The sequence below is a fragment of the Mammaliicoccus lentus genome, from assembly GCF_002902755.1.
GTDB classification, from domain to species: Bacteria; Bacillota; Bacilli; order Staphylococcales; family Staphylococcaceae; genus Mammaliicoccus; species Mammaliicoccus lentus.
This window is the reverse complement of the sequence record NZ_PPRS01000004.1, coordinates 93,073-108,348: the sequence shown is the minus strand read 5'-3', so window position 1 is coordinate 108,348 and position 15,276 is coordinate 93,073. Positions and strand designations below refer to the sequence as shown.

Here is a 15,276-nt window from a genome sequence, read left to right as displayed (position 1 = left end):
CTCCCCTGTTTAATTGAAATTGATAATTGCTTTTTTAACTTGATCCGGATGTTCATCTATAAATTGGAATGCTTCTTTCACTTGATTCAAATCATACTGATGAGTAACTAAATCAAAATCATCAAATTTATGTTGTTCCATATTTTCAATTACATCTTTAAATTTATAAGTTTGTAATCTTGAACCCACAATTGTTAATTCATTTTTAGTAATTGGCATTTGTGTAATATTGGCCGGTTTTTCATCAAACCCTAGAACAACAACCCTACCCGCAGCCGAAGCAACATCAATACTTAACTCAAAAGTTTTTGGCATACAAACTGCATCGATTGATACATTAACGCCTTCACCGTCTGTTAATTTATTAATTTCTTTGATTAAATCTAAGTTTTGTACGTTTATCGCAACATCAGCACCTTGTTTTTTAGCATAATCTAATCTTGATTGATCTAAATCAGAAATATATACCGTTACATCTTTCAACTTAGCGTATTTTAGAATGCACAATCCTATCGGGCCTGCACCTTGAATTAGTACTGTATCTCCATCTTGTAAATCTCCTCTACTCGTGGCTTGTGCACCTATAGTTAGTGGCTCAATTAAAACACTTTTTTCAAACGGAACATCTTGATGAACTTTATGTAATTGTTTCTCATTAGCAATAAAGAATTCTCTCATCCCTCCGTCTTCATGAACACCAAACACTACTAAGTTTTGACATACATTTGGTCTGTCTTTTTTACATGCATAACATTCACCACATGGTGTTATAGGTTCAACAACTACATGGTCTCCCACATTTAGTTCAGACTTTCCATAAACTTCTTCTACTACACCCACTACTTCGTGACCTACTACTCGTGGTATCGTAGCTAATGGATTAGTTCCGTGTAAAATATGTCTATCTGAACCACATATACCAACTTTTTTAGTTCTAACTAATATATTCTTGCTTTCATCTGGTACAGGCTTATCAATTTCTTCTATAACAATTTCATTTTTATCTATCACTCTAGCTGCTTTCATTTTTCACCCTTCTTTTATCTCAAGATTAGTTTTTCATCATTTAAAAAATTCTCAACTTGTTCTAGATATGGTAGACCTTCATTATCTCCTAATACTTCAGTCACCATGCCACCAACAGCATTTGCAAAAACCACTCTTTTTTCAGCATCATAGCCTCTACTCATTGCATACAAATACCCACTAGCAAATCCATCTCCAGCTCCTACTGTATCAATCGGGTTAACCTTAAATACTTCTTTATCAAATTGTTTATCCTTACTTACATACTGCGTTGATAAATGGCCACGTTTTACAATGATTTCATCCAAATGACATTCTTCTAATAATGATTTTATGTCTTTAAATGGCGTAGCTATTTTTAATACTTCAAGTTCATCATCACTAGTGAGTAAGATATCTGCATAAGGAAGTAATTCTCCTAAGAAACTACTTGCCGTTTCTTTATCCCATGTTTTAAGCCGGATGTTCGGATCTAAGCTGATTTTGACATCATGTGCACGTGCTTTTTTCATTAATGATTTAATTAAATCAATTTTATGATGTAACAATGCAACAAATACGCCACTAACATGAAAGTAATCAAAATTTCCAAAGTCTACACTTTCAAGATCTTTTTGAGTAATTCCCTTAATCGGGGCAGTGTCTCGGTAATAAAATGAAGCACCGCTTCCATCTGCATTAATTTGTTTAAAATATACTGAAGTCGATTTTTCTTTAACTTGTTCGATTATTTCAGTATCAATTCCTTCGCCTCTTAATACATTGATAATATGTTGGCCAAATTCATCTTTTCCTACTTTTGAATAAAATGTAGTATCAAGTCCCAATCTACTAGCACCAATTGCTACATTTAATTCTGCACCACCAATTGTCCTTTCAAATGTATGATTGAATCTTAAAGGACCTTTGTTTTTAGGGTTCATAGCAATCATCGAATCCCCTATTGTGAATAATTTCATCAATCCCACTCACTTTCGTCTATTTCTATAAGCGTCAACATAAGCTTTTGCTTTTTCTGATATTACTTCATAATTATTTCCATTGAATCTTTTTGTTAAATCACTTCCAATGCCTACTGCAAATGAACCTTTTTCAATCCATTCTGAAATATTTTCTAAATTAACTCCCCCTGAAGGCATTAATTCAACATTTGGAATAGGTCCTTTAATATCTTTAATGAAACTTGCACCCAAATGTCCACCAGGGAATAGCTTTACTAAATCTGATCCATAACGTAATGCTTCAATAATTTCGGATGCACTACTACACCCTGGTAAATAAGGTATTGAGTAAATGTTACAAACCTTAGATATTTCAGTATCTAAATGAGGACTTACAATATACTGAGCACCTTTACTTATTGCTATTCGAGCTGTAGTAGCATCTAACACTGTTCCTGCACCTAAAACGATGTCACTTCCATACTCTTTATTGACTCTTTCAATAACAGATTCTGCATTTGGCACAGTAAATGTAATCTCTATATTTTTAAATCCACCTCTAATTATTTCGTCAATAATCTTTTTCGTTTCGTCTTCGTTACTGCCTCTTACTACTGCTACTAAATAATGTTCATGCAGCTGATTCAATATTTTATATTTTTTCAAAATTTACCTCCGTTCCACATTATGATACAATGTATTGTATAGCGATATTTAGTATTATTATAACGCTTATGTAAACGTTGTCAATTGTTTATGTAATTATAAAAAACTACTATATATGACAATATATGTGATATATTTTTAATAAAGAGGTGATAAATATGGCTTCAAACGTGCAATCTATTGATCGTGCTTTAAATATTTTAGAAATTATTTCAGAGCAAGAACAAATATCTTTGAAAGATTTAGTAGAAGCGACAGAATTATCAAAAGCAACAGTCCACCGTCTTGTAAATTCATTAATTACTAACGGATATGTACAACAAGATCCTTTAACTAACCAATATCAAATTACTTTTAAAATGTTCCAATTAGGAAACAAACGTGTACAAAATATTGATTTCTTAAATGTTGCTAAAAGCATGATTAGTCAATTGATGACGACTGTAGGTGAAACTTGTCATTTAGTTGTAGAGGATAATAATGAGGTTGTCTATATTGATAAATTTATTCCAAGTGATAACAACCGTTCAATGGCGTCTAAAATTGGGAAACGTGCGCCAATGTATTGTACGGCGGTAGGTAAATCTATTCTTTCAACTTATGAAAATGAAATGATACAAGAAATCTGGAATCAATCTGATATCGTTAAACTGACTGATAATACTATAACTGACTACAATCAGTTTATAGATGAGATAGCCACAATACGTGAACAAGGTTATTCTGTAGATAATGAGGAAAATGAAAAAGGTATATATTGTGTGAGTACATATTTCGTTAACTATCGTAATGAAGTGCAAGGTGCGATTAGTTTATCTTTCCCTACAACTGAACTACACAGAAAAGAATTTTTTATAGAAGAATTACAAACATGTGCAATAAAAATTTCTAGATTACTTGGTTACCATTAAAAAGACCCCAAATCATGTTCGTAAGAACTAGATTTGGGGCTTTATTATTTAAAACCATATTTTTTTATCTCATCGACAATAGTATTATATTTATTCGTTTTATATCTTGAGTTATTTGATACTATAAAGAAGTTTCTATATAAGTCTACTTCGCTTGTTTCTATATATTTTCTATCGGTTGATTTGATAGAGAAATTAGAGAGTATTGTATAGCCCATATTTTGTTTTACTAATTCTAGTATAAGTTGATTGTCATTAATGACGACTTTGCGTGACGGCAAATTCAGTTGTTGTAATAGTTTGTCTTGGTAATATCTAATTCCTGACCCTGTTTCTCTTACATAACACCTTAATTCATTTAAAGGTTTTTTATTTTGCTTATTTTTTATGATTAATAATCTATCTTCTGTTAATACTTCACTGTTAATTTTATCGTCGATTACAGGTTTTTCTATTATTCCTAAGTCAATCGTATAATCTTTCAAATGCGTAATAATATCTGCAGAATTGTAAATATAAATATGTATGTTCAGATTTGGATATTTTGTTTGTAAGTATAGCGTAAGATCTAATAGTTTAGATTGTCCGAATGTATGGCTTGTACCTATAACAAATTTACCTTTTACTTCTTCTTTATTTGCGTTTATTCTCGTGTGTAATTGTTCATCTAATAACGCCAATTGACAGGCATAGTTATACAGTTCTTGCCCCTCTTCTGTCAATATGATTTCTTTTCGTGTATTTTCAAAAATTTTAATTTGGTATTTTTGTTCTAAATTTTTAATATCTCGACTTATGGATGGTTGTGATTTGTATAATTTATTTGCTGCATTAGTAAATCCGTCTTCTTCTACGATTGCTTTTAATATATTGAGTTTATCTTCCACAAAAGCACCTCCATAACATTTTTGTTATATTATATATTTAAAAATGGCATTTCACAAATAATCGTTCTCATCATAGAATGTATGTGAGGTGAAGACAGTGAGTATTAAATTAAATAAAGCATTTTTCCTAGGTGTCGGTTTTACGCTAGTTGTTGCAATTGCCAGCATATTATTATCAAATTTACCAATTTTAAATAAAGTTGGCGCACTTGCGATAGCTATCATCATTGCGATTTTGTACAGACATTTCCTAGGATATCCAACAAGATACGTAACAGGTATCGAATTTTCTTCTAAAAAACTACTACGTTTAGCTATAATTTTGTACGGGTTAAAATTGAACTTGTCTACAATTATTAATGAAGGCGGGACATTATTATTACTAGATGTCGGTGTAGTTGCTTTTTCAATATTCTTTATTATTTTCTTAAATAAAATTATTAAAGGAGATAAAAACTTAATTCTATTATTAGGCGTTGGTACAGGGGTATGTGGTGCTGCAGCGATAGCAGCTATTTCTCCTATTTTGAAATCTAAAGAAAGTGACGTTGGCATAAGTGTTGGATTAGTAGCAATAATGGGAACGATATTCTCATTAACATATACACTTCTATATGCTTTATTCCCTATGGATCCTGAACTTTATGGTATATGGTCTGGTGCTAGTTTACATGAAATAGCACATGTTGTATTAGCGGCAGATGCAGGTGGTAGTGAATCTCTAGCTATTGGTTTATTAGCTAAATTAGGCCGAGTATTTCTATTAATTCCTTTAAGTATTATTTTCTTAATAATCGTTAATAGAAAAAGAACAAATAAAGTTTCTCAAAAAATTGATTTTCCATACTTTTTACTTGGATTTTTAATTATGAGTGCGGTAAACACATTTGTAGCTATTCCAGAAGGTGTATTAAGTGTAATCAGTACAATTACTAACGTCATACTTATTATGGCAATGGTAGGATTAGGATTAAATGTTTCATTTAATGACTTAAAAACAAAAGCATTTAAGCCAATGGTTGCAATGGCAATAACTTCAGTAGTACTTTCAGTTATTGTATTTTTTGTCGCTACGATTTTATAAGATGATTAATGGGTATAACAAAGATATCATTTAATTTCGAGAAAGATTGTGATTAAACTATGTTATATCTTAAATTATATTTAGTGCTTCTCATGTCATTGTTTAATTATATCTTTATTCCTCATGATGAGCCTATAACTTATAAAGATACATTCAATAAAGCAACACATTCAGACTATAATGATGCTTTTAAAATAGGTTCACAAATACCGAACGATTTATTAACGCTTAAACTATACAACACACATAGTAAAAACCACATTGAAGCAGTAGGTAAAATATCATCAGATGAAACTGGTAAATCAGGTAACGGAGCAACTGCCTTTGTTATAGATGATTATACAATTATTACCGCTTCACATGTAGCAAGTGATAAAGTTGGTAATAAAGAAACAAAGCAATTTTATTTCTATCCTTCAAAAGCAGATCAACGTGTACCTATTAAATTCAAAGTTAAAAATTTTCATAAGTCATCTGAAAGAGATGTGGCTGTACTCATCACTCAACAACGTTTGTCGACAAAGATTAAGCCATTAAAAATTGCATCAGAACAAGAAATAAAGGATTTGAAACCTAAAGAACCGCTTTATATGTTAGGTTATCCAAATAAAAAACCATATAACGGACAATTCATGTATCAATCAAATGGATATTACCTTAAATCAACTAAAGATTACATTGAATATATCGGACATTTACACAGAACAACTGGGTTTTCAGGATCTCCAGTATTAAATGAACACAATCACGTGGTTGGTTTGCATGCTCACGGTATAAGTCCTGAAATTAATACAAAGCATCAATCCACACGAGACATATATACAGGCGGTCCATTAATAACAGGAAAAACACGTGATTTTATCAATCAGCATCGAGAGTAATACTATATTAGTATTTTCAGAACACTTATTCGTTGTAAATAAGAACTAAATAGCATTTCTAACTCATAATAAAAACTTCGGGAATCAGGCGAAATCTTGATTCTCGGAGTTTTTTATTTAGATATATAAGTACTCGTTTCTCTTTATTTGTAATTTATTATATGTTCCCTTACAATAAACGGAGAGGTATCCGTTTGTTAAATTTAAAGTCCCTTCAGAGGTGAAACAATTGAGGAAAGATGCAATAGAAAATCGATTAAGAATTGAAAATACAGCTAAAGAATTATTTGAAATATATGGCGTTGAAAATACGAGCATGAATCGTATATCTAAAGAGCTAGGTATTGGAATGGGCACCTTATACCGTCATTTTGAAGATAAAAGTGCTCTTTGTTATAAATTAATCGAAAATGATTTTGATAGACTTTTCAAAGAGATGGATTATGCAGAACAAAATAACCAAATAACGAATTATGAAAAATTTGGAATTTACTTAGAACTCTTTATTGATTTTAAATCGAAACATTTAGACACTTTAAATTGTGTAGAGAAAAAAGAGTTTCATGGCGACTTTAGAGATACGCCAACATTTCAGAAATTATCCAAGAAATTTTGGAACACTTTCGATAATGAAGAAAGTCCTGAATGGAAGACATTTAAAACTGATATGTTATTGAATGCTTTGTCCACTAAATCTTATCAATATCAAGTGGATAAGAGAGGATTAAACAATGAACAGTTAAAACAATTTTTACAGAACTTGTTTAATATGACTGAGGATTTTTAATAAAAGTGTTCGAAAACTGAAGCGATGCCTCAATAAAACTTAATATATTTATTTATATAATATTTAATTTTTATACAAAATTCTATTAATAAATCGAAGGTTTTATCATGAATAATATTAAAACAATTTTAGTAATCGGCGCATCAGGAAACCAAGGTAATGCAGTAGCTACAAATTTACTGTCTGATGGTTGGGCAGTACGTGCTATGACACGTAATCCGGAACAACCCTCTATACAAGCACTTAAAGAAAAAGGCGCTACTGTGGTTAAAGCGGATATGGATGATGAACAATCACTTTCAGATGTAATGAAAGGTGTTTACGGTGTGTATAGTGTACAATCATTCGATAATAATGATCCTGAAAAAGAAATACGACAAGGAAAAAGAGTTGCAGACTTAGCTAAAAAAGCTAGCGTTTCTCATTTTGTATATAGTTCAGCAGCAGGTGCAGAAAGATATGATGGAGCTCAAAACTTTGCAACAAAATGGCAAATAGAAGAGCACATCCGTTCTTTAGATTTACCTTCTACAATTTTAAGACCAACATTTTTCATGGATAATTTTGAAGGATTTGCAAAACGACAAGATGGAAAGATCGTCATCCAAGGGTTTATGGATCCTGAAATCAAATTACAAATGATAGCTGTACAAGATATCGGTGCTTTTGCTAATATCGCTTTTAAAAATCCAGAACAGCTTATAGGAGAATCTATCGAAATAGCTGGTGAAGAAAAAACATTAACTGAGATATCTGAAAAAATAAGTAAAACATTTGATGCTCCTTGCGAAATTGTAGATTCACGAGAAAAGTTCCAAAAAATGATGAAGATGTTTGAATGGTTTGAATTCGGAGGTTATGAAGCCAACATCTCTAAATTACGTGAGATAAACCCCCAGCTTCTTGATTTTGATGCTTGGGTTAAACACTCTGGATGGAATCCCCTAAAATAATTTAAATGATTAAATATAATTTTTTAAATTTTTAATTAATATTTTTACCATTGCTAATTTAACAATATAATCTAGAATTGGTTATGTACTTATTTTAATGGATTAAGGAGGAATGGCATTGGACGAATATATTAACGAGCGCCTAACTCAATTACTAGAGCGCAACGAAGTCAGTGATTTTAGAGAAGGATTTTTACACTTGCACGCCTATGAGCAAAGTGAGTACTTCGATTCGCTTTCTACAGAAGAACAGAAAAAGGTTTTCGAACTTCTATCTCCTGATGAAGTAGCAAACTTCTGGAGTTACTTAGAATTAAGTCAAAAAGAAGAAAAATCAATGTTCGATGAAATGAATGCAAACTATGCAAGTGAAGTTCTTCAAAACATGTCAGATGACGATGCTGTTGACGTACTTAATCTATTAAGTAAAACGCAGCGCGTTAGCTTGTTAACGATTATGGATAAACATAAATCTGAATCATTAAAATCATTACTTAATTACGAGGAAGATACTGCCGGCGGTATCATGACTACTGAATATGTTTCGTTAACGCCTGAAATGAGTGTAAGAGAAGCACTTATGCACGTTAAAGAGAAATCATCTTCAGCTCAAACAATTTATGCACTTTACGTTGTTAATGATCAAAAAAAATTAATAGCCGTTATGTCATTACGTGATTTAATTAACGCCGATATGGACGACCATGTTAAAAACGTAATGAACGAAAACTTTGTGAGCACAGACGTTGCAGAAGACCAAGAAATTGTTGCTCAAACAATTCAAGACTATGACATCATCGCCATTCCAGTTGTAGATTATCAACATCATTTACTAGGTATCATTACCGTTGATGATATCTTAGACGTAATGGAAGAAGAAGCTAGCGAAGACTACTCAAAATTAGCTGGTATTAATGATGTAAAAGAGACAAAAGAATCTGTTTTACAAACTGCAAAAAAACGTTTACCGTGGCTTATCTTACTTACATTCTTAGGTATGATAACTGCTACAATATTAGGTTCATTTGAAGACACACTTGAACAAGTCGCCCTACTTGCAGCATTTATCCCTATTATTAGTGGTATGTCAGGTAATACAGGAACACAATCATTAGCCGTTTCCGTACGAAGTATTTCTACTGGTGATATGGAAAAAGAAAATAAAGTCAGACACGCATTACACGAGTCCGCGAGTGGTTTTATTTCTGGTTTAGTATGTAGTCTTATACTGTTTTCTATCATTGTAATACTATATGGCCAACCATTATTAGCAACTATCGTTGGGATAAGCTTAACGACAGCTATGACAGTTGGTACAACAATCGGATCACTTATCCCATTGTTTATGAACAAAATAGGCATTGATCCAGCAGTAGCAAGCGGTCCATTTATTACTACAATAAACGATATTGTCAGCATGTTAATCTACTTTAGCCTAGCAACTTCATTTATGAGTTATTTAACATAAATATTGTGATGAGCAAGCATGCACTTTTAAAATCAATTATATAAATAAAACTCCCAATTCCGACATTCAAAGTCTAACGAATTGGGAGTTTTTTCAAAATGGAGATTGATACCTAGTACTATTTTTTATTTTGAGGTTTATCTTGTTGCTTCACTTTGGTATAGTCAGAGATTAACTATATTAAACTTTAAAATTAAAATTATAGTATTGAAGGAATGGTTTTATGAATTTATCGGAAATAAACATTGAACTATTTAGAATGTTTAATGATTTAGGAAAAGAAATAATATTTTTAAATCCAATAATGATATTTTTTGCTAAGTATATGAAATACTTTTTACTTTTCGGGATCATCATGTATTGGTTTACTAGAAAACGGGAAAATAGGATTATGATTATTAGCAGTATGTTTGCTTTTGTGATCGCGGAAGTATTTGGAGCTATAGCGGGAGCGATTCATTCCAACAATCAGCCATTTGTTGAGTTAAACAATGTTAATCAACTTATTGGTCATGCGATTGATAACTCATTTCCGAGTGACCATGCAATAGAATTTTTCTCGATATGTATTACCTTTTTACTTTTCAAAAAGAATTTAAGATACGTATGGTTAGCAATAGCTATTCTAGTAAGTTTTTCACGCATCTGGGTAGGCGTTCATTATCCTGCAGATATATTAGTCGGAGCAATATTAGGTATAATAGGCGCTGCACTTTGTTATTGGATCATCCCTCAATTAAATGTCATTAAAAAGCTAATAGACATCTATGAACAAGGCGAAGATTACGTCCTCTCCAAAGTATCCAAGTAGTTAAATTCTATATGAGAGTTACCATTGTTTCATTTTTCTATAAAGTGGTATTGATATGTATAGATATTATGAAAGGATGAATTGTATATGCCTTGGACGATGGACGATTATCCGCAAAGTTGGAAAAACTTCGAAAAATTAAAACGAAAAAAAGCAATTGATATCGGTAACGCTATGCTTAAAGATGGTTATAAAGAAGAAGATACAATTCCTATCGCAACCGAACAAGCGGAATCATGGTATAAAGATGCATCTAAAAAAGAACTCGATGAACTCAAAAACAAAAAAATTACTAAGCACGAAGAAGACGAGTCATCAAACCCTGAATTAAATGATCGAGATGTCCACGTTTATTATGAAGATGATAAATGGAAGATTAAAACAGACGGCGCTAAGCAAGCCAGTGACTCCTTTGATAAAAAAGAAGATGCACTGAAAAGAGCAAGAAACATCACATCTAACCGTGGAACACAGATTATAGAACATAAAAAGAATGAAAATTAAACACAAAAAGAGGCTGGGACATAAATACATGTCTCAGCCTCTTTTATTATAATGGCAGTAGCTGACTGGTATGAATATGCCCTTATAATAAGCTTTTTTCATACCTAGTCATCTACTGCCAATAATTACTCATATAGTTTTAAATCATCCCAAATTGCAAAATAATTAGAATTAGGATTATTTAATACTGAACATTTTGTGTTAATAATATACGTCGATTGAGTATCATTTGTATATTTCGGCCATTTTAAAGGTAATCCTCCATTAGGGTTACCACTAATTGCAAAGTTTACAAATGAACCATGTAATACATTTCTAACTTTTTTTAAACCTCTGTTCTTAACAGTATTAAGAATACGATTTTTATTACTAATTTGTGTATTTAAAGCTGGACTTACATCTGCGCCGTGATGTGCACCTAGACCAATCATTTCTTTTAGAGGATTTGAATAATCAAAACGATACATATAAACATCATTGTAATTGCTTTGAGCTATAGCACATTTAATTGTGTTCGCCCAAAACAAACGGTCTCTCCCTATTTCAAACATTGCTTTTTTCTCAGATTGATTCCCATACAATTCTTTAAAATATGGATATTTATCTAATCGATTATTCCTAGATAACATCGTACTTACTTCGCTCCAACTTTTAGGGATTGCGTGCATAGAATAAAAAAGTGTCCCCTCATCACGACATGTACCAAACATACATTTAACATCTTTATTTATACCTTCATTCAAAGCATCCCATGGTTTTTTAGGTATTAAATCATCTATGACTGGACCTGTCACAAAAATACCTGGATTTACAGAGCAACTTTCTTCAAACACAGCTTTGGATGGATTAATCATATTTTCAACTGGCATTTCCTTTAATTTATAAATATCTTGCGAATCTAATCCTAATTTATCAAAGAATATTTCATTATTTAAATCATGCGTTTTTTGAGTTGTAATATTACCAGATAGTCCGCTCATTGCTATAGCTTTCTGAAAAGTTCCTTTAGCTTTAGGTGCTGCTAGTAATGAATAAACAGCTGTACCTCCGGCAGACTCACCTGCAATAGTTATATTATTAGAATCTCCACCAAAGTTTTCAATGTTATTTTTAATCCACTGCATCGCCAATATCATATCCGACACCGCACAGTTTGAATCAAAACTACTATCTAATTTCGAAAAATTGTAAAATCCTAGAGGACCAAGACGATAGTTAAATGAAACACCAATAACACCTTGTTCAGCAAAACTTTCTAATGAATAAGCTGGTGAAGATGCTTCTCCAATATGATTACCTCCACCATAAATCCATACAAAAACTGGCGCTTTTTTAGTACTTTTAGGCGCCCATATATTTAAATTTAAACAATCTTCACTTGAACGAATATTTTCATTGGCTAGACCCATCTTTTTCAAAATTTTTTCATCAGTAAATTGATATGGACGATTACCCATCTTTGTACACTCTTTAGTTCCTTGCCAAGGTTCAGGGGATTGAGCTCTTTTAAATCTCAATTCGTGAATCGGTGGTTTAGCGAAAGGAATACCATACCATTTATTTATATTATTTTCTTGAAATCCTTGTACCTTGCCATATTTAGTATTAATTAAAAGATTATTATTCAAACATATCACTTCCGAATCATATAATAACATTCCTAATCTACCTATTATTATAGGATTACCCACTTTTTAATAGTTACCATTAAGTCGCTCTTTTTTTATATTCATTCAATTTTTGGAACCTTTAAAACAATCATCACTCAATTATTTAAGTGAAAAAATAAAAGAAATATAACAAGCATCCAAATAACAATGCGACACTAACAAAATAAATAATCATCTTCTTTTTTTCAGAAAGATTTTTCTCTTCTTTAGATAACATCGAGTACACATCGCTATCTTTTCCCATAAGAATCGCTAAGGAATATAGAAGCATCAAGAAGGTCAAAATAATTAATATTATAAATGCTATAAACATATTTGATCTCCTTTCTTCATATATGAGACCTGTTATAGTTTCAATATAGCCAATATAAAGGTGCCAATTTATGATATATTTTAAACTTTATCAACGATCACTTTTCTGTTTTCATCTAACAATGGTGTAATTGAGTTTCCTGCGTTAGCAAACTGTAAATAATTCACGCCTGTTTCACTGTCAACTAACACAATTACTTTACCTAACGTACCTAAATTTTCATTAGATTTTATGTAAAATCTTTTATCCTTTTTGGGATTATTTGTTTTACCAAACATATTTTCCACTCCTTATCATATATCATGTTACAATACTTGTTATTATAATCAAATCAGAAGGTGATAATATGGAAATCATTCAAAATTTCGATGAATTCAACACTATCATTCATTCGAATGATTTTGTATTAATTTATGTATCAAGTGAAAACTGCTCTGTATGTAAAGCAGACCACCCTATCGTTCAAGATATAGTAAATGAATATAATATACCCGCTTATGAAATTGTGGCAAATGACGTACCAGAAGCAGTAGGACAATTGAATTTGTTCACGTCTCCTGTTGTTATGCTTTTTTATAACGAAAAAGAAGTTCATAGACAAGCACGTATTTTAGACTTTAATGAACTACGTTATCGCATAGAACAAGTAGTAGGATAAAACATAAGTTTTTAGTGTTCTAAACTGCACCATCATATCTTTTTAAATATTGGTATGAAAAAGCTATTGCTATGCTTAATAACGTCGTAAGCAAGAATGATATTAAATAAAAATAATTATGAATATCAAATAATATACCCGATATTAAAATTCCTGCAGGCATCATAATTTGAGACATTGTTTGATGCAAAGCAAGATATTTTCCTTTAATATTTTCGGGTACATTTTTTTGAACATAAATATTGATTGGGATATTACTCAATATGATTCCTATACCCATAATAAACATGCTTACAAAATAAATAATGACTACAAACTGGCTAGTTAAACCTATTGTTAAAGGCGTACATAATATAAGAAGACCTAAAGCTAGTATTATCATTGCGCATTGCATATTAAATATTAATGATCCTTTATTTTTAATTCGAGGATACACAACTCCAAATATAATTCCTGCTATTGGCATAGCAGTCTCAATTAACCCTAGTTGTTTAGAATTCATATTAAATAAAGTAACAAAACTCCCGGGTATGCCAACTGTTATAAACCCAAACATAAAATTAATAATAGCCCCTGATAAAATAATTATAAATAAATCTTTTTTCATCTTTAAAAAATTAAAAACTGTCTTATAACTATTAAAAAATGTATCTTTCATTTCTTCTATTTCATTTTCAACATTTAGTTTATTAAAGCTAATAAATAATACGAACAATAAAGAAATTAATTCAGTTATCAGCATAATAATCGTAAAAGTTTTTATATCAAAATATGCATAAATAATACCGCCTAATACTGGTGCGCCAATTTGTATAATATTTTGTATGACATTTCTATACGAAACGGTCTTATCTAAATATTCTTCACTTACTAAAGTTAGAAGTCCACTATTAAAAGCCAAAGTTACCGCTATATCTGTGATTGTAAGTATGGTAACAATGATATATATGTATATAAGTTGATTAAGACTATTAGGAATTATATATATTCCAATAATTGAGATTACTGAAATACACTGCATTGATATAATAAAAAGTTTTTTATTAATTTTATCTATGTAATAACCCATAAGTGTACTACCCAATATAAAAACAACAGAATAAATAATGATGATATTCGAGAAACTTTGAACACTTCCAGTAATATTTAAGACGTGAAAAGATAAAGCGAAAGTAAATAATTTACTTCCTATAATACTGAAAAAAGTAAATAAAATTATGAATAAGAAGTTTTTCTTCAAGAAAAATCACCACTTTAAGTTTTTATACATTATACACATAATACACTAAAGGTGCTATATTATATCTTCGTTTTATATTTATAAAAAGTTAGAATACTTGTGAATAAAATAAGCCCTATTAATAGAATTAGCCACACGACATCAAATTCCCCTGTTGTGAATTTTGTATATAAATTGTATATCACTAGCACAATTAAAAAATATGCTGTTGTCCATTTTGAAGCGATATAAAAATGCTGTTTCTCCATTTCGTCTTGCTTTTTCAATTTGATTCCTCCTAAAGCTATTTATGAAAACAATTCATCTACTGTTACATTAAATTCTTTAGCCAATTTGAATGCCAAAGCTAATGTAGGATCGTATTTATCGTTTTCTATCGCATTTATTGTTTGTCTTGTTACTTTTACATTTTTACTTAATGTATCCTGTGAAATCCCTAATTTTTTACGATATTCCCTAATTCTATTTTTCATTAT

General features: G+C 30.9%; 18 protein-coding genes. 9 read left to right on the top strand and 9 right to left on the bottom strand.

Annotated elements, in window-relative coordinates:
• Positions 1-9: 9 nt before the first annotated feature.
• The 3 genes from CD135_RS02035 to CD135_RS02025 are packed head-to-tail and all read right to left on the bottom strand — an operon-like array spanning position 10 to position 2,633.
• Positions 10-1,026: a zinc-binding alcohol dehydrogenase family protein gene (locus tag CD135_RS02035; protein ID WP_103268702.1), complete on the bottom strand. Its 1,017-nt coding sequence runs from the start codon at positions 1,024-1,026 to the stop codon at positions 10-12.
• A gap of 14 nt (positions 1,027-1,040) precedes the next feature.
• Positions 1,041-1,985 (bottom strand): sugar kinase, encoded by a 945-nt coding sequence (locus tag CD135_RS02030; RefSeq protein WP_037539266.1) that lies wholly within the window; start codon positions 1,983-1,985, stop codon positions 1,041-1,043.
• 9 nt (positions 1,986-1,994) lie between these two features.
• On the bottom strand, positions 1,995-2,633 hold the full coding sequence (locus CD135_RS02025) for a bifunctional 2-keto-4-hydroxyglutarate aldolase/2-keto-3-deoxy-6-phosphogluconate aldolase (protein ID WP_103268701.1): 639 nt from the start codon (positions 2,631-2,633) through the stop codon (positions 1,995-1,997).
• Between the two features lie 158 nt (positions 2,634-2,791).
• On the opposite strand from CD135_RS02025, the gene CD135_RS02020 reads away from it, so the two are divergent.
• Positions 2,792-3,544, top strand: a complete 753-nt coding sequence (locus tag CD135_RS02020) for an IclR family transcriptional regulator (RefSeq protein WP_103268700.1) — start codon at positions 2,792-2,794, stop codon at positions 3,542-3,544.
• Between the two features lie 44 nt (positions 3,545-3,588).
• Here the strand turns inward: CD135_RS02020 and CD135_RS02015 are convergent, their stop codons facing one another.
• Positions 3,589-4,431, bottom strand: coding sequence for a LysR family transcriptional regulator (locus CD135_RS02015; RefSeq protein WP_016999500.1), 843 nt, complete (start codon positions 4,429-4,431; stop codon positions 3,589-3,591).
• 97 nt (positions 4,432-4,528) lie between these two features.
• Between CD135_RS02015 and CD135_RS02010 the strand changes: the two genes are divergently transcribed.
• The 7 genes from CD135_RS02010 to CD135_RS01980 all read left to right on the top strand — a co-directional run bounded on the left by CD135_RS02010 (position 4,529) and on the right by CD135_RS01980 (position 10,919).
• Positions 4,529-5,515 carry a YeiH family protein gene (locus CD135_RS02010; RefSeq protein ID WP_103268699.1) on the top strand — a complete coding sequence of 329 codons (987 nt, stop codon included), beginning with the start codon at positions 4,529-4,531 and terminating at the stop codon, positions 5,513-5,515.
• Between the two features lie 59 nt (positions 5,516-5,574).
• Entirely contained in the window at positions 5,575-6,396 is an 822-nt protein-coding gene (locus CD135_RS02005; protein WP_239738744.1) for a trypsin-like serine peptidase, read from the top strand.
• A gap of 229 nt (positions 6,397-6,625) precedes the next feature.
• On the top strand, positions 6,626-7,183 hold the full coding sequence (locus CD135_RS02000; RefSeq protein ID WP_016999497.1) for a TetR/AcrR family transcriptional regulator: 558 nt from the start codon (positions 6,626-6,628) through the stop codon (positions 7,181-7,183).
• Between the two features lie 107 nt (positions 7,184-7,290).
• Positions 7,291-8,136 (top strand): NmrA/HSCARG family protein, encoded by an 846-nt coding sequence (locus CD135_RS01995; protein ID WP_103268697.1) that lies wholly within the window; start codon positions 7,291-7,293, stop codon positions 8,134-8,136.
• 118 nt (positions 8,137-8,254) lie between these two features.
• The gene (mgtE, locus tag CD135_RS01990) at positions 8,255-9,604 is read left to right on the top strand and encodes a magnesium transporter (RefSeq protein WP_103268696.1); all 1,350 of its coding nucleotides are present in this window, start codon (positions 8,255-8,257) and stop codon (positions 9,602-9,604) included.
• A gap of 223 nt (positions 9,605-9,827) precedes the next feature.
• Positions 9,828-10,415, top strand: coding sequence for an undecaprenyl-diphosphatase (locus CD135_RS01985; RefSeq protein WP_103268695.1), 588 nt, complete (start codon positions 9,828-9,830; stop codon positions 10,413-10,415).
• An 87-nt stretch (positions 10,416-10,502) separates the two neighbouring features.
• Entirely contained in the window at positions 10,503-10,919 is a 417-nt protein-coding gene (locus CD135_RS01980) for a DUF2188 domain-containing protein (protein WP_103268694.1), read from the top strand.
• Positions 10,920-11,044: 125 nt separating this feature from the next.
• On the opposite strand, the gene CD135_RS01975 is transcribed toward CD135_RS01980, so the two are convergent.
• Complete coding sequence (locus tag CD135_RS01975) at positions 11,045-12,547, bottom strand: carboxylesterase/lipase family protein (RefSeq protein WP_167543694.1); 1,503 nt, start codon at positions 12,545-12,547, stop codon at positions 11,045-11,047.
• A 435-nt stretch (positions 12,548-12,982) separates the two neighbouring features.
• A complete protein-coding gene (locus CD135_RS01965) occupies positions 12,983-13,180 on the bottom strand; it encodes a DUF6440 family protein (protein ID WP_103268692.1) in 198 nt (65 codons plus the stop codon).
• Between the two features lie 68 nt (positions 13,181-13,248).
• Here CD135_RS01965 and CD135_RS01960 point away from each other — a divergent pair, with 68 nt between their 5' ends.
• Entirely contained in the window at positions 13,249-13,560 is a 312-nt protein-coding gene (locus CD135_RS01960) for a thioredoxin family protein (RefSeq protein ID WP_016999490.1), read from the top strand.
• Positions 13,561-13,579: 19 nt separating this feature from the next.
• On the opposite strand, the gene CD135_RS01955 is transcribed toward CD135_RS01960, so the two are convergent.
• The 3 genes from CD135_RS01955 to CD135_RS01945 are packed head-to-tail and all read right to left on the bottom strand — an operon-like array spanning position 13,580 to position 15,273.
• Complete coding sequence (locus tag CD135_RS01955; protein ID WP_103268691.1) at positions 13,580-14,800, bottom strand: MFS transporter; 1,221 nt, start codon at positions 14,798-14,800, stop codon at positions 13,580-13,582.
• A 59-nt stretch (positions 14,801-14,859) separates the two neighbouring features.
• Positions 14,860-15,066 carry a hypothetical protein gene (locus CD135_RS01950; RefSeq protein WP_016999488.1) on the bottom strand — a complete coding sequence of 69 codons (207 nt, stop codon included), beginning with the start codon at positions 15,064-15,066 and terminating at the stop codon, positions 14,860-14,862.
• 21 nt (positions 15,067-15,087) lie between these two features.
• Positions 15,088-15,273 (bottom strand): helix-turn-helix transcriptional regulator, encoded by a 186-nt coding sequence (locus CD135_RS01945; protein ID WP_016999487.1) that lies wholly within the window; start codon positions 15,271-15,273, stop codon positions 15,088-15,090.
• Positions 15,274-15,276: the final 3 nt, after the last annotated feature.

Coding starts and splice junctions, on each gene's coding strand:
- CD135_RS01945 (WP_016999487.1), bottom strand. CDS start 15,273: ATGAAAAATAGAATTAGGGAATATCGTAAAAAATTAGGGATTTCACAG.
- CD135_RS01985 (WP_103268695.1), top strand. CDS start 9,828: ATGAATTTATCGGAAATAAACATTGAACTATTTAGAATGTTTAATGAT.
- CD135_RS01980 (WP_103268694.1), top strand. CDS start 10,503: ATGCCTTGGACGATGGACGATTATCCGCAAAGTTGGAAAAACTTCGAA.
- CD135_RS01960 (WP_016999490.1), top strand. CDS start 13,249: ATGGAAATCATTCAAAATTTCGATGAATTCAACACTATCATTCATTCG.
- CD135_RS02020 (WP_103268700.1), top strand. CDS start 2,792: ATGGCTTCAAACGTGCAATCTATTGATCGTGCTTTAAATATTTTAGAA.
- CD135_RS02035 (WP_103268702.1), bottom strand. CDS start 1,026: ATGAAAGCAGCTAGAGTGATAGATAAAAATGAAATTGTTATAGAAGAA.
- CD135_RS02005 (WP_239738744.1), top strand. CDS start 5,575: ATGTTATATCTTAAATTATATTTAGTGCTTCTCATGTCATTGTTTAAT.
- CD135_RS01995 (WP_103268697.1), top strand. CDS start 7,291: ATGAATAATATTAAAACAATTTTAGTAATCGGCGCATCAGGAAACCAA.
- CD135_RS02030 (WP_037539266.1), bottom strand. CDS start 1,985: ATGAAATTATTCACAATAGGGGATTCGATGATTGCTATGAACCCTAAA.
- CD135_RS01965 (WP_103268692.1), bottom strand. CDS start 13,180: ATGTTTGGTAAAACAAATAATCCCAAAAAGGATAAAAGATTTTACATA.